This is a genomic window from Actinacidiphila paucisporea (assembly GCF_900142575.1).
Classification (GTDB): Bacteria; Actinomycetota; Actinomycetes; order Streptomycetales; family Streptomycetaceae; genus Actinacidiphila; species Actinacidiphila paucisporea.
In genome coordinates this window covers 61,118-77,217 of sequence record NZ_FRBI01000022.1, presented here as the reverse complement: position 1 = coordinate 77,217, position 16,100 = coordinate 61,118, and the positions used below count along the sequence as shown (strand labels likewise).

At 75.1% G+C, this 16,100-nt stretch carries 16 protein-coding genes; 6 read left to right on the top strand and 10 right to left on the bottom strand.

The features are described 5' to 3' along the window. Positions 1 to 87: 87 nt before the first annotated feature. On the bottom strand, positions 88 to 1,449 hold the full coding sequence (mshA, locus tag BUE44_RS26795; protein ID WP_073501567.1) for a D-inositol-3-phosphate glycosyltransferase: 1,362 nt from the start codon (positions 1,447 to 1,449) through the stop codon (positions 88 to 90). A gap of 161 nt (positions 1,450 to 1,610) precedes the next feature. On the opposite strand from mshA, the gene BUE44_RS26790 reads away from it, so the two are divergent. Both BUE44_RS26790 and BUE44_RS26785 read left to right on the top strand, forming a co-directional pair. Continuing rightward, positions 1,611 to 2,402, top strand: a complete 792-nt coding sequence (locus tag BUE44_RS26790) for an SAM-dependent methyltransferase (protein WP_073501566.1) — start codon at positions 1,611 to 1,613, stop codon at positions 2,400 to 2,402. Positions 2,403 to 2,798: 396 nt separating this feature from the next. After that, complete coding sequence (locus BUE44_RS26785) at positions 2,799 to 4,094, top strand: PP2C family protein-serine/threonine phosphatase (RefSeq protein WP_073501565.1); 1,296 nt, start codon at positions 2,799 to 2,801, stop codon at positions 4,092 to 4,094. 32 nt (positions 4,095 to 4,126) lie between these two features. Here the strand turns inward: BUE44_RS26785 and BUE44_RS26780 are convergent, their stop codons facing one another. The 4 genes from BUE44_RS26780 to BUE44_RS26765 all read right to left on the bottom strand — a co-directional run bounded on the left by BUE44_RS26780 (position 4,127) and on the right by BUE44_RS26765 (position 6,294). Beyond that, positions 4,127 to 4,492, bottom strand: coding sequence for a DUF2516 family protein (locus BUE44_RS26780; RefSeq protein WP_073501619.1), 366 nt, complete (start codon positions 4,490 to 4,492; stop codon positions 4,127 to 4,129). A 144-nt stretch (positions 4,493 to 4,636) separates the two neighbouring features. Continuing rightward, the gene (locus BUE44_RS26775) at positions 4,637 to 5,164 is read right to left on the bottom strand and encodes a hypothetical protein (protein WP_073501564.1); all 528 of its coding nucleotides are present in this window, start codon (positions 5,162 to 5,164) and stop codon (positions 4,637 to 4,639) included. Further along, entirely contained in the window at positions 5,161 to 5,604 is a 444-nt protein-coding gene (locus tag BUE44_RS26770) for a helix-turn-helix domain-containing protein (RefSeq protein WP_073501563.1), read from the bottom strand. Before BUE44_RS26770 ends, BUE44_RS26775 begins: the two co-directional genes overlap by 4 nt. Positions 5,605 to 5,751: 147 nt before the next feature. After that, the gene (locus BUE44_RS26765) at positions 5,752 to 6,294 is read right to left on the bottom strand and encodes a tetratricopeptide repeat protein (protein ID WP_073501562.1); all 543 of its coding nucleotides are present in this window, start codon (positions 6,292 to 6,294) and stop codon (positions 5,752 to 5,754) included. 108 nt (positions 6,295 to 6,402) lie between these two features. Between BUE44_RS26765 and BUE44_RS26760 the strand changes: the two genes are divergently transcribed. Then, positions 6,403 to 7,509, top strand: a complete 1,107-nt coding sequence (locus BUE44_RS26760) for an ArsR/SmtB family transcription factor (protein ID WP_322940712.1) — start codon at positions 6,403 to 6,405, stop codon at positions 7,507 to 7,509. Positions 7,510 to 7,541: 32 nt separating this feature from the next. Here BUE44_RS26760 and BUE44_RS26755 read toward each other — a convergent pair whose 3' ends face one another. The 4 genes from BUE44_RS26755 to BUE44_RS26740 form a co-directional block, all read right to left on the bottom strand. Continuing rightward, positions 7,542 to 8,453: an aminoglycoside phosphotransferase family protein gene (locus tag BUE44_RS26755; RefSeq protein WP_073501618.1), complete on the bottom strand. Its 912-nt coding sequence runs from the start codon at positions 8,451 to 8,453 to the stop codon at positions 7,542 to 7,544. A gap of 60 nt (positions 8,454 to 8,513) precedes the next feature. Beyond that, a complete protein-coding gene (locus tag BUE44_RS26750; protein WP_073501560.1) occupies positions 8,514 to 9,389 on the bottom strand; it encodes a sigma-70 family RNA polymerase sigma factor in 876 nt (291 codons plus the stop codon). Positions 9,390 to 9,483: 94 nt separating this feature from the next. After that, positions 9,484 to 10,104: an AAA family ATPase gene (locus BUE44_RS26745; protein ID WP_079190111.1), complete on the bottom strand. Its 621-nt coding sequence runs from the start codon at positions 10,102 to 10,104 to the stop codon at positions 9,484 to 9,486. A 120-nt stretch (positions 10,105 to 10,224) separates the two neighbouring features. Further along, entirely contained in the window at positions 10,225 to 11,499 is a 1,275-nt protein-coding gene (locus BUE44_RS26740; RefSeq protein ID WP_079190110.1) for an MFS transporter, read from the bottom strand. 125 nt (positions 11,500 to 11,624) lie between these two features. Between BUE44_RS26740 and BUE44_RS26735 the strand changes: the two genes are divergently transcribed. The 3 genes from BUE44_RS26735 (at position 11,625) to BUE44_RS26725 (ending at position 14,794) form a co-directional block, all read left to right on the top strand. Then, positions 11,625 to 12,551 (top strand): LysR family transcriptional regulator, encoded by a 927-nt coding sequence (locus BUE44_RS26735; RefSeq protein WP_073501558.1) that lies wholly within the window; start codon positions 11,625 to 11,627, stop codon positions 12,549 to 12,551. Between the two features lie 66 nt (positions 12,552 to 12,617). Continuing rightward, entirely contained in the window at positions 12,618 to 13,346 is a 729-nt protein-coding gene (locus BUE44_RS26730; protein WP_073501557.1) for a flavin reductase family protein, read from the top strand. A 146-nt stretch (positions 13,347 to 13,492) separates the two neighbouring features. After that, positions 13,493 to 14,794: a M14 family zinc carboxypeptidase gene (locus tag BUE44_RS26725; RefSeq protein ID WP_073501556.1), complete on the top strand. Its 1,302-nt coding sequence runs from the start codon at positions 13,493 to 13,495 to the stop codon at positions 14,792 to 14,794. Positions 14,795 to 14,847: 53 nt separating this feature from the next. On the opposite strand, the gene BUE44_RS26720 is transcribed toward BUE44_RS26725, so the two are convergent. Next, entirely contained in the window at positions 14,848 to 16,014 is a 1,167-nt protein-coding gene (locus tag BUE44_RS26720; RefSeq protein WP_200804531.1) for a ThiF family adenylyltransferase, read from the bottom strand. Positions 16,015 to 16,100 lie beyond the last annotated feature (86 nt).

Genomic DNA, 16,100 nt, shown 5'->3' with positions numbered 1-16,100 from the left:
TGCGGTGCCGGGTCCGGGTGCGGGTCCGGTGCCGGGTCCGGGTGCGGGTCCGGTGCCGGGTTCGCCGCCCGCGCGGGGCCTTCTCGCTCAGCCATGCGCCGATCGTAGGTGACGGCGGTGCTCGAACTGCGCTGCCGCGTACACGTCGGCGGTGTCCGCCGCCGACGCGTCCCAGCCGAAGGCGCGCGCGTGGACGGCCGCCGCGTCGCCCAGCGAGACGCCGAGCCCCGGGTGGTCCACGAAGCGCCGCAGCACCCCGGCGTAGTCGCGCGGGTCGTGCCCGGGGACCAGGAAGCCGGTGCGCCCGTCGCAGACCGCGACCGGCAGCCCGCCGACCGCAGCCGCCACGACCGGCGTGCCGCAGGCCTGCGCCTCGATCGCGACCAGGCCGAAGGACTCGCTGTACGACGGCATCACCAGCACGCTGGCCGCCCGGTACCAGTCGGCCAGCAGCTCCTGGTCCACCGGCGGCTGGAACCGTACGACGTCGGAGATGCCGAGCCTGGCCGCCAGCTTGTGCAGCGCCTCCGGCTTGGCCAGGCCCGTACCGCTCGGGCCGCCCACCACCGGCACGACCAGCCGGTCGCGCAGCGCCGGGTCGTCGTCGAGCAGGACGGCTACGGCCCGCAGCAGCACGTCGGGGGCCTTGAGGGGCTGTATGCGGCCGGCGAAGAGCGGGATCAGCGCGTCCTGCGGCAGGCCGAGCCGGGCGCGGGCGGCGGCGCGGCCGGTGCCGGGGCGGAAGCGCTGGAGGTTGACGCCGGGGTGGACGACGGCGACCTTGCCGGGGGCGGCGGCGTAGTGGCGTACCAGCTCGTCGGCCTCCTCGTCGGTGTTGGCGATCAGCCGGTCGGCCGCGGCGACCACCTGCGTCTCCCCGATGACGCGGGCGAGCGGCTCGGGGGCGTCGTTCTCGGCGAGGGCGGCGTTCTTGACCTTGGCCATGGTGTGCATGGCGTGCACCAGGGGCACGCCCCAGCGCTCGGCGGCCAGCCAGCCGACGTGGCCGGACAGCCAGTAGTGCGAGTGGACCAGGTCGTAGTGCCCGGGGCGCTGCCCGGCCCAGGCCCGCATCAGCCCGTGGGTGAAGGCGCACAGCTGGGCCGGCAGCTCCTCCTTGGCCAGGCCCTCGTACGGCCCGGCGTCCACGTGCCGTACGAGCACGCCGGGCGCCAGCTCGACGCAGGGCTGCCGGGCGCCGGTCGTCGACCGGGTGAATATCTCGACCTCGATATCCCGCTCGGCGAGCCGTTTGGCCAGCTCCACGATGTACACGTTCATGCCGCCGGCGTCGCCGGTGCCCGGCTGGTGCAGCGGCGAGGTGTGGACGCTCAGCATGGCGACCCTGCGCACCGGCCGCCCGCCCCGCCGGCGGTGCGGGCGGTACGCGGCGGCCGCCGCACCGGCTGCGTCGCGCAGCCCGCCGAACCGGGACGTGTACTGGGTCACCTTCGTTCCTTCCGGCAGCCGTACCCCCGCGCTCAACCAGTGCGAACACCGGAGGAGCGGGTTCCATTTCCGGCTTTGCCGAAGCGTGATGAAATCGCTTGACAGTGCGGCGCCCGGGCGCTGCGCGAAAGCCGCGAACCGGGTCCGGTTACCCTCGCCCTATGGGCGGTGAGCGGGCGGTCGGAGTCGTGACCAGGGGGACGACGAACCCGAACCGGCTGCGCCGGATGGACCGCTGGATCGCGGCCGCGCACGGCGGGCACCTGCGGCGGACCGACGACCCCCTCGCGGTCGACCTCGGTTACGGCGCTGCGCCCTGGACCGCGGTCGAGCTGCTCGCGCGGCTGCGCCGGGTACGCCCCGACGCGGAGGTCGTCGGCGTCGAGATCGACCAGGACCGGGTGACCGCCGCCCTCCCCTATACGCGCGACGGTCTGCGCTTCGTGCGCGGCGGCTTCGAGGTGCCGCTGCCCGGCGGGCGGCGGCCCGTACTGATCAGGGCGGCCAACGTGCTGCGGCAGTACGCCGAGGACGAGGTCCCCGCGGTGTGGCAGCGGCTGACCGCCAGGCTCGCGCCCGACGGGCTGCTGGTCGAGGGGACCTGCGACGAGATCGGGCGGCGGCACGTCTGGGTCGCACTCGGCCCCGAAGGCCCCCGTACGGTCACCTTCGCGACCCGGCTCGGCTCCCTGCACCGGCCCTCCGACCTGGCCGAGCGGCTGCCGAAGGCGCTGATCCACCGCAATGTGCCGGGCGAAGGGGTGCACGCCTTCCTCACCGCCTTCGACCGGGCATGGGCCGCGGCGGCGCCGCTGTCGGCGCTGGGCGCGCGGCAGCGCTGGATCGCGGCGGTACGCACGCTGCGGGTGGGCGGCTGGCCGGTGGTGGACGGGCCGGCGCGGTGGCGGCAGGGGGAGGTCACGGTGGCGTGGGAGGCGCTGGCGCCGCGCTGACCCCCGGCGGGCTCTCCGGCGGCGCGCGTCCCCGCGCCGACCGCCGGCCCGCTCCCGGCGCCGACTCCCGACCCGCTCCCGACCGGCTTCCGGCCCCGGCGTCCGACCCGCTCCCGGCTGCTCAGCGCCCGGCCCCCGCCGCAACCCCCGCCCCGGTTCCGCAAAAGGGTAGGAAACCCCGCACGGTTGCAGGAGGGGAGCGTGATGTGCGTCATGTGCGGATCACCACATCGGGGGCGAAATCCCGTCCTGGCCTCCGCATATGACACTGACGGTTTCCCTGCCGCCCTCCCGTGACGTCCGGTTGAGCCACTAGGGTCACCTGAGACCAGGGGTGGCACAGCAAGGCAAAGGAACGACCTCGAAACGTTCAGGGGACCGGAAAGGAGTCGCTTGATGTCCGCTGCCAAGCGCGGCACCGAACGGCCCTCGGCCACCGATCCGGGGGCGGAGCCTTCCGCCGCCGCGGCGCCCGAGACCGCGGGCACGCCTGCGCCGAGCCTCCCGCGCCAGCGCCAGGACACGGCCGACGGACCGCCCGCCCTGACCCTGCTGGTCGTCGGCGACGACCCGACGGGCGTCTTCACCGCCCCCTGGTTCCAGGACGGCAGCGGCCCCCGTATCCGTGTCCTGCGGGCCGGCAACCTCACCGCCGCCGGCCGGCTGCTCACCGACGACGTGCACTGCATCCTGCTCGACCTGCCCGACGTCCTCGAAGGCGTCCGGCATGTGCTGCGGGTCGCCCCCTACACCGCGGTGCTGGTGCTGACCGACGGCGCCGACGACGGCAGCGCGGCGGAGGCCGTACGGGTCGGGGCCCAGGACCACCTGGCCCGCGGCGACGTCGACGCCGCCGCCGTCACCCGGGCGGTGCGCTACGCCGTCGAGCGCAAGCGCGCCGACCTCGCCCTGCGCAAGCTCACCGAGACCCGGCTGCTCGCCCAGGAGAACCGCCGGCTCGAACGCGGCCTGCTGCCCACCCCGCTGCTGGAGGGCGCGGACCTGCGCTTCGCCGCCCACTACCGCCCCGGCCGCAGCCGCGCGCTGCTCGGCGGCGACTTCTACGACACCGTCCGCACCTCGGACGGGGTCGTGCACGCCATGATCGGCGACGTCTGCGGCCACGGCCCGGACGCGGCGGCCCTCGGCGTGGAACTGCGGATCGCCTGGCGGGCGCTGACCTTCGCCGGCCTCGGCGGCGAGGCGCTGCTGCGGACGCTCCAGCAGGTGCTGGTGAACGAACGGGCCGACGACGAGATCTTCGCGACGCTCTGCGCGCTCGACATCGCCCCCGACGGGCACAGCGCCGGCCTCTACCTGGCGGGCCACCCGGCGCCCCTGCTGGCAGGACCCGGCCGGGTCCCGCGGCTGCTGCCGCACGAGGACGGCGGCCCGGCGCTCGGGCTGCTGCCCGACGCGCTCGTCGAATGGCAGCGGGTACCGGTGGCGCTCGACGGCGAGTGGCGGCTGATGCTCTACACCGACGGCCTGATCGAGGGCCGGGTCGGCAAGGGCACGCAGCGCCTCGAACAGGACGGCATGGTCCGGCTGGTCTCCCGGCTGCTGGCCGCGGGCCTGCACGGTGACGCGCTGCTGGACGCCGCCGTCACCGAGGTGCGCGAGCTGAACGGCGGCGAGCTGACGGACGACGTGGCGGTCGTGCTGCTGGAGCGCACCGGCCTGCAGCCGTAGCCGTAGCCGTACGGATGGGCCGTACGTCGGGCTTACCGGCGGCCGTTGTACGGACCGTAGGGCCCGTCGCTACTGCTGGCGCGGCTGCGCCCGCGCAGCCTGCGCACCGCGCCGCCACCTCGGCCGCCGCTGACCTCGCGGACCGCGGGCCGTACGTCCACCATGTAGACGATCACGGCGACCAGGCCGATCACCGGCAGGAACGACAGGATCGGGAACAGCTTCATCACCACGGCGGCGATGCCGAGGATGATCAGCCAGAAGCTCTTCTTGTTCTTGTTCGCCGCTCGGTACGCGTCCTCGCGGCGCACGGCCGCGTCGACGAACGCGAAGGCCGCGAAGAGGAAGAGCGCCCAGGAGATCAGGGCGACCACTCCGAAGAACTGTGTGACCAGCACGCCGTCCACCCGCCTTTGCCATCCGCTTACCGCCCGCCGTACGTCAGCTGACGTCCGGGTGCCACCGTACCGGTCGCACGCGTACAACGGGCCGGGCGCGCGATCCGTGCCCGGCCCCGTTGTCCGCGTGTACGGCTCACACGACTACTCGGCCGGCTTGTCGGCCTTCTTGGCGGCGGGCTTGCGCTCCGGCGCCTTGGGGGCCGCGGCGGGCTTGGTCCCGCCCGCGGTGATCGCGCCGGGCTTGGCGCCGCCCTCGCCGCGCCAGCTCGCGAAGGCGCCCTTGCCGCGCACGGCCAGCTCGTCGTACGTCTCGCGGGCCTTCACCGCGTAGCCGGTGGCCCGGCCGACGCTCTGCAGCGCCAGGTCCTGCACGGACTCGCCCAGCTTCTTGAAGTCGGGCATCTCCTTGAAGGCCTTGAGGTCGATCTCGCGGTAGGTCTCCGTCAGCTTCGCCTGCGCGTCCTTCGCGCCCGCGGTGACCCTGCCCTGCACGACCTTGGGGTCGGTGGTCCTGATCCGCTCGAAGTGCTCGGGCGCCTGCTCCTTGAGCTTTTCGATCAGCGCCGGGACCTCGCGCAGCTTCTCGGCGGCCAGGTCCGCGGTGCCGGCGACCGCGTACAGCGGGGTCGGGTTGCGCAGGCTCTTCACGATGTCGTCGGTGATCGTCATTTTCCGGTTTCCTCCCGTACGGCGGCGGGCCCCTCGGGGAGGCCCGCCTCTACTTGTTCCTTTGCCACGTCCTCCGCCGCCCGCGATTCCCCCGCGGCGGCGTTCTCCTTGCGGAAGGACTCGTAGATCTGGATCAGCACCTGCTTCTGCCGCTCGTTGATCGACGGGTCCGTCAAAATCGCCGCCGGCACCTCCAGCTCATCCCGCTCCCGCGCGTCGAGCATCCCCGCCTGCACGTACAACGTCTCGGCGGAGATCCGCAGCGCCTTGGCGAGCTGCTGCAGGATCTCGGCACTAGGCTTCCGCAGCCCGCGCTCGATCTGGCTCAGATACGGATTCGACACACCGGCCGCCTCCGCCAGTTGCCGCAGGCTCAACTGAGCGCTTCGCCGCTGCTCGCGCAGATATTCGCCGACGTTGCCGACCTTCAGTGACGCCATACGTACGAGCGTGCACCACTGCGCTAACTTTTGCAAGCAGGCGCTTGCTGGTGGCAAACGTAACCGCTCCGGCGACCGCACTCGGCCGCCGGAGCGCTTCACAGCTTCGCGGCGACCGGCACCGACCCCGGCCGCGCAACGCTTTCCCTACGACGACGGAGACTGTTCCTGGCCCGGCTCGGCGATCAGGCGGGCGTAGTTGGCCATCGACCGCTGGTAGCGCGGCAGATGCGGGGCCAGCGCCCCGACCGCCACCGACACGGCCTCGCGGGCGCGGCCGACATCGGTGAGGGCGAGGGCCAGCACGGCGGCCACGGCGTCGTCCAGGTGGTCATGGCCCTGCTCCCGCTCCGCCGTCAGCAGGGCCACGCTCTCCTCGGGGCGGCCGAGGTTGCGCAGCGAGCTGGCCATCTGGATGACCGCGCGGCGCCGGCGCTCGCCGGGCACGCCCGCGTCGAGGGCCGCCTGGTAGAGCGGGACCGCGAGGTCGGAGTGGCCGGTGGAGTCCCAGGCGGCGGCCCGCTCGAAAAGGGCGGTGCCGTCGCCTTCCGGCAGCTCGCCGGCCTGGGCGTCGATCGCCGCGCGGAAATCCTCCTCGGCGAAGTCCTCGACGGCCGCCCACAGAGCGACGTTGCGGCGCTCCCAGTCCGCCCCGGGGGCGGCCGCGGTCCTCGGTGCTGCTGCGGTCATGGCGTCCACACTCCTGGCTGTGCTCATCCGATGCCCGCCGGTCCTCCGGGGACCCCGCCATCGTGCGAGGACGCCCGCGGAGCGCACCACTGATTCGGTCCTCGCCGAATCAGTACGTGTACGGTAAATCCGCCGCGCCCGTCCGCGCCGCCGCCCCTGCCGCCCGCCGCCACCTCCGGCCACCTCACCGCCCGATCCGGACGTCCCCGCCCAGGAGGTCCCGCCATCACCACCCTCCGCTTCGGCGCCGCCGACCTGCTGCGCTGCCGTTTCGCCTACTCCCCGGCCTTCGAGACGCTCGCCGCCGTCCGTGTCGCGACCGGCCCGCAGCCGCCCGGCCACCACCGGCGCTGGCTCGCCGACGTCGGCGAGGCCGCGCGCGGGCTCGACCTGCGGCCGCTCACCCTGCTCCAGCCCCGCCGCGGCTACACCCCCGACTTCCTCTCCCCGCCCCCCGACCGCCCGGTCGACTCCTTCTCCGACGACCTCGCGCGCATCGCCACGACGCCGCCCTCGCAGGCCCGCGCCGAGATCGCCCGCTCCCTCGCGGACACCCCGGGCGCCGCCCGCGGCGCCACCGGCCGGCTACTGCTCGACGGCGATCCCGCTGACGTCGTCCGGCTGCTCGCCGACCTGGTCGCCGCCGCGTGGGAAGCGCTGGTCGAGCCGTACTGGGCGCGGACCAGGTCGCTGCTCGAAGCGGACATCGCCTTCCAGGCGCGGCGGCTGGCCGAGGGCGGCCTCGACCGGCTCTTCGCCGAACTGCACCCGTCGGTGCGCTGGCACGACGGCGTCCTCACCCGGGAGCACGGCGGCGCGGACCACCGCGACCTGTCCGGGGAAGGGCTGGTGCTCATGCCGAGCGCCTTCAAGTGGGACCAGGTGGTGATCGTGCTCGACCCGCCCTGGCAGCCGACGCTGATCTATCCGGCGCGGGGCGTCGGCAACCTGTGGCAGGCGGGGGCGGGTGGTGACGGCGGGGCGCTGGCCCGGCTCATCGGACGCACCCGGGCCCGGCTGCTGACCGGCCTCACCGAACCCGCCGCCACGGGGTGGCTCGCCCACCGGTACGGGCTCGCGCCGGCCACCGTGTCGCAGCACCTGACCGTGCTGCGGGACACGGGGCTCGTGGTGGCGAGCCGGCACGGATACGAAGTGCGCTACCGGCGCACGGAGTTGGGGGATGTGCTCGCCACTCCGTCCGGGGCGCGGTGACGGGCTCGGGAGTCGCGAACCTTGTGGCGGGCCTACCGCTGCGCCGCGTCGTCCAGCACTTCGCCGATCACGCGGGCGTGTTCCGCTGCCAGGGGCGGGTTCGCGGTGCGGAACCGGACGACGCTGATCAGGGCCTTCCACAGGGCCCAGCCGCGGGCCCTCGCCCAGGTGGCCGGGTTCTGGCCGACCGTGCGGCGGAAGGCGGCGCGGCTGTCGGCGGAGAAGAGGGTCCAGGCGATGACGAGGTCGCAGGCGGGGTCGCCGGTGCCCGAGGTGCCGAAGTCGAGGACCGCGCAGAGGCGGCCGCCGCTGACCAGGAGGTTGCCGCCGGCCAGGTCGCCGTGGAACCAGACCGGGGGCCCGGCGAAGTCGGCGGAGAGGGCCGCGTCCCAGACCGCCGCGGCCCTCTCCGTGTCGACCAGGTCGCCGACCGCGGCCAGCGCCGCGCGGGTCTCGGCGTCGTAGTAGGCGGGCGGCGTGCCGCGGTGGAAGCTGTGGGCGCCGGCTCCGGGGCCGCCCGCGGGGTCCACGGCCTGGAGGGCCAGGACGAAGCGGCCGAGGTCGACCGCGAAGGCGCTGAGGTCGGCGATGCGGTCGGGCGCCGTCGCGGTCTCGCCGTCGAGCCAGCCGCGTACCGACCACGGGTGGGGGTAGCCCTCGCCCGGTCTGCCCAGGGCCAGCACCGGCGGTACGGGGACCGGCAGGTGCGGGGCGAGCCGCGGCAGCCAGGTGTTCTCCTTCTCCACCGCGGGCACGTAGCCGGCCGCGGTGGGCAGCCGTACGGTCATGTCGTCGCCCAGCCGGTAGGTGCGGTTGTCCCACCCGTCGACCGGGACGGGCCGTATCGGCAGGTCACGCCACTGCGGGAACTGAGCCGCGATCAGCCGCCGCACCAGTGCCGCGTCGATGCCCGCGCGGCCGTCGCCGCCCTGCGAAGCGTCCATGGTCATCCGGGAATGGTCGCCACCGCTCCCGGCACCCGCAACCGATTTCCGTGCCCGCGCCTACAGCACCTCGATCCGTACGCCGCGCAGCCGCTCCGGGTCGGCGACGACGTCGATGCCGCTGATCACGCCGTCGGCGAAGGTGAACGCCAGCACCAGGCGGAGCCGGCCCGCGGGGGCCATGACCAGGCCGACCGAGCCGTCGACCAGCGCCGGTTCGGTGAAGGCGACGCGGGCCGCGGCGGCCGACGCACCGTGCGCCACCCGCAGGCGGCCGCGGACGTCGACGGACTCCGGGGTGGGGCCGGCCGCGCGGTCGGCGTGCAGGACGACGTCCGGGTCGAGGACCGCGACCAGAGCGTCGAGGTCGCCGTCGCGCGAGGCGGCGAGGAAGGCCGCCACCAGGCGGCGCTGCTCGTCGCGCTCGGCGTCGTCCGGGGCGGGGGAGGCGCCCCTGACCCGGCGCCGGGCGCGGCTGGCGAGCTGGCGGGCGGCCGCCGGGGTGCGCTCGGTCATCCGCGCGATCTCGTCGAAGGGCACCGCGAACATGTCGTGCAGCACGAAGGCGACCCGCTCGGCGGGGGCGAGGGTGTCGAGCACCACCAGCATCGCCAGGCCCACCGACTCGGCGAGCACCGCCTCCCGTTCGGGGTCGGCGCCGGCCTCCTCGCCGGCTTCCGGCAGCGCCCCGTCCAGCGGGACCTCACCGCGGGTGCCGCGGGTCCTGAGCGCGCTCAGGCACAGCCGGGCCACCACGGTCGTCAGCCACGCGGGCAGGCTCTCGATCCCGCCGACGTCGCTACGACTCAGCCGCAGCCACGCCTCCTGCACCGCGTCGTCCGCCTCGGCGGCCGACCCGAGCATGCGGTAGGCGACCGACCGCAGGCGCGGCCGCTGCTCCTCGAAACGCCGGGCCAGCACCGCTTCGTCGTCCATCGGTCCGGTTTCCTCTTCCGCCGCGGGCCACCAAAATAGCCCGCTCCCGACGAGCGACCGCACAGGAGAGCCGTACGCCGCCTCACCCCCGTCGTCAGGGCGCGGGAGGACTCTCTGGCCGAACGCCTGCCCCGAGCAGGCCGCCCACCCGGGCGGCGAGCGCCTCGACGTCCACCGGGGCGCCACCGCCGCCGGTGTCCACCCGCAGCAGGGGGACGTCGAGGTCGAGGGGCCCGCGGTACGACGCCCGTACGGCGGCGACGCGTTCCGCGACCTGCTCAGGGGTGTGCACCGGGTCGAGATGCCCCGGGTGGCGGCGGCGGGCCTGGAAGCGGGCGGCGGCCACGGCGACGTCGCAGTCGCAGTGGACCTGCACCAACCGGCCGTGCGGCCCGCGGAGGCGGTGCAGCGGGGCTGGGGCGGTGTCCGGGTGCCACCAGTTGTCCAGCACCGCGCCGGGTGCCAGCGCGGCCTGCGCGTAGAGGAGGTCGTCGGCCGCCCGGCTGAGGCGGTGGCGCCAGGGCTCGGGCCGGACGCCGAGGGAGTCGTACAGCGACTCCAGGAGCACGTCCTTGTCGATCACCGCCAGCCCGAGCCGCGCGGCCAAGCCGCGGGCAAGCGTGCTCTTCCCGCTGCCCGGCAGGCCCGACACCACGACGTACCCGCGAACTCGGCCCTGGCGGGGTGGGTGGAGCGGAGGGGCCGGGCTCACCATCGGGGACTTCGCCGCCTACGGCCGGGTGTCGGTGCGGACGCCCGCGACACTACGGCGCACCCGGTCGGGCCCGCAGCCCGCCCGCCGGTCGCGCTCCCTTACGGCCCGCGTCGGCCCCCCTCAGGAGCGCGGGGAGGTGGGTGACAGGTCCTCTTCGGGGCTCAGGTGTGCGGGCGGGGGTGAGGGGGTGGGGGTGGTGGGGCGGGGGAGGAGGAAGGGGGTGGTCAGGAGGAGTGCGCCGGACAGGGCGATGGCGGTGCGGGGGGTCGTGAGGGCGCCGAGCACTCCCCAGAGGGCCGTCGCGACGGCGATGCCCGCGCTGGTGCTGACGGACCACGCCGACAGGGTGCGGGCCACCCGCGAGGGTGCCGTGTGGGTGAGGCGGTAGGTGGCCAGGACCGGGTTGAAGACGCCGATGCAGGTCACCAGGCCGAGTTGGACGGTGATGATCAGCGCGATGCCCGGCACGCCCGGCATGGCGAAGGCGAGGCCGAGGGGCCAGACGGCGCGGAGCGTTCCGGCGGTGCGCAGGACCTTGGCGGGGCCGTGGCGGGCGACGAGGCGGTGGGCGAGGCGGGAGCCGAGGAGGCCGCCGACGCAGGGGGCCGCGAAGGCGAGGCCGTACTGCCAGGGCGCGAAGCCGAGGTGGCCGAGGAGGAGGACGGCGAGCAGCGGCTCGGCGGCCATGATCAGGCCGTTGACGGCGACGACGTTGAAGAAGAGGGGGCGCAGCACCGGGTGGCCGAGGATGTGGCGCCATCCGTCGAGGAGGTCGGCCGCCCGCAGCCGGGTGGCCGCGGCCCTGGCGGGGCGCGGCTCGGTGCCGCCGATGGCGCGGATGCCCAGCGCGGAGAGCAGGTAGCTGGCCGCGTCGGCGGCGATCGTGGTGACCGGGCCGAGCAGCCCGATCGCGGCGCCGCCCAGCGGCGGGCCGACGACGGTCGCGGTCCAGGTCGTGGACTCGAACCTGCTGTTCGCGACGAGCAGGTCCGCCGGCGCGACGAGCGCCTTGAGGTGGGCGCCGCTGGCCGCCTTGAAGGCGATGTCGCAGGCCGCGACGACGACGGAGACGGCGAGGAGCTGGGCGAAGGTGAGGAGCCCGAGGGCGTAGGCGGCGGGGACGGTGGCCAGTGCCGCGCAGCGGGTGAGGTCCGTCGCCACCATGACCGGCCGTTTGCGGCGGAATTCCACCCATGGGCCCAGGGGTACGGCCAGCAGCGCCCCCACCGCCCGTCCCGCGGCGGCCAGCGCCGCGACCTGGGCGGGCCCGGAGTGCAGCACCAGGACCGCGATCAGCGGGAAGGCGCCGAAGCCGAACCCCGTGCCGTACGCGCTGACCGCGTAGGCCGCCCACAGCCATCCGAACCGCCGCCCCAGCGCCCGCCTGCCCGCCATACCCACCGCTCTCCCCGTCGACCGACCTCCGGCATCCAACCGACTGGCGTACGCGGCGAGCAAGCAACCGATCGGCCGCCGGGCCACAACCGGCGGTTGTGCGGGCAGGCGGATACGCTGCCGGCGTGGATCTCGAAGCCGTGCGCACCTTCGTGGCCGCCGCGGAGGCGGGCCGCTTCCAGGACGCGGCCGCCGAGCTGTCGGTGACCCAGCAGGCGGTCTCCAAGCGCATCGCCGCACTGGAGAAGGCGCTGGGCGTGCGGCTGTTCACCCGTACCGCCCGGGGGGCGAGGCTCACCGTCGACGGGCAGGCGTTCCTGCCGCACGCCCGTGACCTGCTGCGGTCCGCGGCGCGGGCGGTCGGGTCGGTGCGACCGGGGCGCCGAGCGCTGCGGGTCGACGTGATCGGGCGGCGGCTGGCCCCGGCCGGCCTGCTGGGCGACTTCCGCAAGGCCCACCCGGAGGTGGAACTCGACGTCGTCACGCTCTTCGACGCGGACGCGGCCGTCGACGCCATCCGGTCGGGCACGATCGACGCGTCCTTCCGGGCCGTCACCATGCCGGGCCGGCAGCTCCCGGACGACATCAGGGCGGTCCGGGCCTTCGACGAACCCCTCCAGCTCCTGACCGGCCCCGGCCACCCGCTGGCCGCCGCCCGCGCGGTCACCCCCGCCCAGCTCGCCGGGCAGCGGATCTGGATGCCGGGGATCGTCGCGGGTACGGAGTGGGCCGCCTACTACGACGACCTGGCGGCCGCCTTCGGACTCACCATCGAGGTCACCGGCCCCGACTTCGGCACCGAGCCGCTGCTCGACACCCTCGCAGGGTCCGGGTCGCTGGCGACCTTCGTCGGCGAGCAGACCCGCCTGGTGTGGCCGGCCGACCACGGCCTGCGGCGTATCGCCGTACGGGATCCGGCGCCGGTCTACCCGCACTCGCTGCTGTGGCACCGCGGCAATCCGCACCCGGCATTGGCGGTCCTGCGCGACCATCTGCGTTCGGGGCGCCACGCCGTGTCCGCCGCCGGCAGCTGGACGCCGGCATGGGCGTAGCGAACGGATGATCACGCCGTCCGAAAACCGCCAGCCGCGGGCCGGCCCGCGGGGCAGGGTGGAGGCATGACCTCACACGACACCATCACGGTCGACCACACCCGTATCGAGCCCGGCATCCTCTACTTCGGCACGCCCGTCGTGCTGCTCTCGACCCTCGACGAGGACGGCGTGACGGCGAATCTCGCGCCGATGTCGTCGGCCTTCTGGCTCGGCTGGCGGTGCATGCTCGGGCTGGGGGCGCGGTCGCAGACGGCGCGCAATCTGCTGCGGGACCGCGAGTGCGTGCTGAACCTGCCCGACGACGGGCTGGCCGCGGCGGTGGACCGGCTGGCGCTGACCACCGGGCGCGATCCGGTGCCCGCGGGGAAGGCGGAGCGCGGTTACCGCCACGAGGGCGACAAGTTCGGGCGGGCCGGGCTCACGCCGGTGGCGTCGCAGACGGTGCGGCCGCCGCGCGCCGCGCAGTGCCCGGTGGCGATGGAGGCCGTCGTGGAGGCGACGCACCCGCTGGCCGAGGACGACCCCGAGCAGCGCGGCGGCATCATCGTCTTCGAGGTGCGCGTCCAGCGCGTGCTGGTGCACGACGCCATCCGGCTGCCGGGCAGCACCGACCGCATCGATCCGGACCGCTGGCGTCCGCTGATCATGAGCTTCCAGCAGCTGTACGGACTCGGCCCGCGGGTCCACGAGTCGACGCTCGCGCGCATCCCCGAGCGGATGTACCGCGGGCCCGACATCGCGCGGTCCCGGGCGGCCGGGGCGGGCCGGGGCGCCCTTGACACCCGGCAGTGACCCGCAGAGTCTGAGCAGGGCGCGCTCGCGGTCCCCGCGAGGGCGCACCGTCAACTCCCGTGCGCGGAAACGGAATCGGAACGGCACCACCCCGCAGTGTTGAGCAGTCGAGCAGCCAGCAGCCGCCCAGCCGAGGAGGAGCCGCCATGCGCGGGCCAGACGCGTATCCGACCGTGTCCGGTGTCGCGGCGGCGGCCCGCCTGCTCAGCGCGCGGCACCCGGACCTGTGCCGGATGCGGCTGGCCGGGGAGTCCAGGACCGGGCGGCCGCTGTGGCTGCTGTCGGTCGGGCACGGCAGGCGGCACGTGCTGGTGGTCGCCGGTCCGCACCCGGACGAGCAGGCCGGCGGCGGCACCGTGCTGTGGCTGGCCGAGCAGGCGGTCGCCGACCGCGACCGGATGGCCGACGCCGACCTGACGTGGGACTTCCTGCTGTGCCTCGACCCGGACGGCACCGTGCTCAACGAGACGGGCCCGGCCGGGCCGCGGCCGCCCGCCGTCCACTTCCGGCACACCTACCGCCCGGCGGTCAGCGAACAGCCCGAGTGGGCGGGCTCCTTCCGCGCCGCGGGCGACGAACTCCCCGAGACCTACGCGCTGCTGGCCGTCATCGACGAGCTGCGGCCGATCCTGCAGTGCACCCTGCACGGTACGGACGTCGGCGGCAGCTGGGTGCAGCTGACCGCCGACATCCCGGGCCTGGCCGAGCCGTTCGGGAAGTTCGCCGCGGAACTCGACATCCCCGTGCAGGTCGGCACCTACGACGCGCTGTTCTGGCAGGGCTCGGGGCCCGGGGTGTACGTGCTGCCGCCCGGCGGCCACCGGGACCGTTTCGCCAGCGAGCCGGAGAACGTCAACGGCTCGACCTGGACGCGCCCGCACCGGCACGGCGGGCTCACCGCACTGGTCGAGGTCCCCATGTGGGCCACCCGCCGGGTCGCCGACCCCACCCCGCACCCCGAACCGTCGCACGCGGTCGCCGTGATGGCCGCCAGGCTCCGCAAGGACGGCGCCGCCCTCACCGCGACCCTGGACCGGGCCCTGCCGGTCATCGGCTCCGCGGGGCCGCCGGCCGGCAGCACCGCGCTGCTGCTGCGCGGGGTGGAGCACGCGGTCGGCGCCTTCGCCGCGCTCGCCGCGGACTACGACACTCTCGCGGCGGACCCGCCGGTGCCGCTGACGGTGGCGCACGTCGCCGCCCTCGACATCGCCTCCCGCCGCATCCCGCTGCGCGCCGCCGGAATGCTGCTGCGGCTGCTGGACGAGCAGCCCCTCGGCGATCCGGACCCGGCCGCGGAACCCGGCCGCCTGAGCGGCCGGCTCGAACGCCGCCTCGACGCGGGCGCGCGCGAGCTGGTCACGACGCTCGACGCCCGCTGGGTGCCGGTCTTCGACCAGGTCGAACTCCAGGCCAGGACGGTGCTCGCGGCCGTGGACCGGCTGCCTTGACCCCCGCGCTCACGCGGGTGGCGTTGCAGGACCGGCTGCCTTGACCCCCGCGCTCACGCGGCGGGGTCGCCGCAGGCCGGGCAGCCGGGGCGGCGGGGGTGGCGTTGCAGGACGGGGTCGCCCAGCGACATCAGGTTGATGCCGTAGCGGAAGCCGGGGCGCATCGGCGGGACGCCGGTCAGCAGGGCCAGGGCGGCGTGGGCGACGAGGGTGCCCGACAGGGTCGCGGTGACCGCGCTCGCCGGATTCCAGGGCATCCGGGGGGAGGCGGCGGTCTCGTCCTGGCCAGGGGGCAGGCGCAGGTCGCGGCGCTCGGACTCGCCGGCGCGCTGGCACTCCCAGCAGGGGCCGCAACCGGGGACGTGCACACCCGCGGTGACCAGCGGGCCGCGGTAACCGCCCTCCACCCAGGGGAGATTCGCGGCCAGGCAGACCCGGTTCGCCCAGCGGCGGATCTCCGGCGGGCGGTCCGCGCCCAGCACCAGCACGTCGTACGGGGGGCCTTCGGCGATCAGCGCGGCCAGCGCGTCCTGGCCGCGGATCTCCCGGCGCTCGCCGGTCACGGCCGCGTCGGAGTTCAGGCCGCGCAGCGCGGCCACCGCCGCGTCCGCCTTGGGGTTCCCGATGTCGGCCTCACCGTAGAGCAACTGGCGGTTGAGGTTGGACAGTTCGACGGTGTCGGGGTCCACCACGTGCAGCCGCCCGACCCCCGCGGCGGTGAGGATCTGCGCGGCGGCCCCACCCGTACCGCCGACGCCGAGCACCAGCACGCGGGCCCGGCGTAATCGCAGCTGCGCGTGCCAGGGGCTGGCACGCGGGCTGAGGTCCATCCAGCGCAGCAGCGCCACCCCGCGGGTGTGCCGCAACCGGTCGCGTTCGGCCAGACCCGGCGGCAGCGGAGCCGCCGCGTCCTCCACGTAACCGGCCTGCCGCAGCTCGCCGATGGCCGCCTCGACCGTCTCCGGCCGCACCGCCGCCGGGTGCAGCGCCGCGACCTCGGCGGCGATCCGCGACCCGCTGCGGGTGCCGTCCATCAGCTGGGTGAGCGTCCAGATCCAGCCGTCCGGGTCGATGATCTCCGCGCCGATGCCGTAGATGACGCTGCCGATCCTGACATTGCCGTCCACCGTGCGGTACGCCCGGTGCTCCGGTTTGATCCGCGGCCGCCGCAACTCCGCGTCCGCTCCCCCGATTTCCGCCTCCGTCGCCCCTGCCGCCATCCGGGCCACCCCCTTCCCCGTCACCCTCCTTGACACTGTCGCCGTGCCGCCGGACTCTGACAAGGCACGGGAGTTACCCGGGGTGG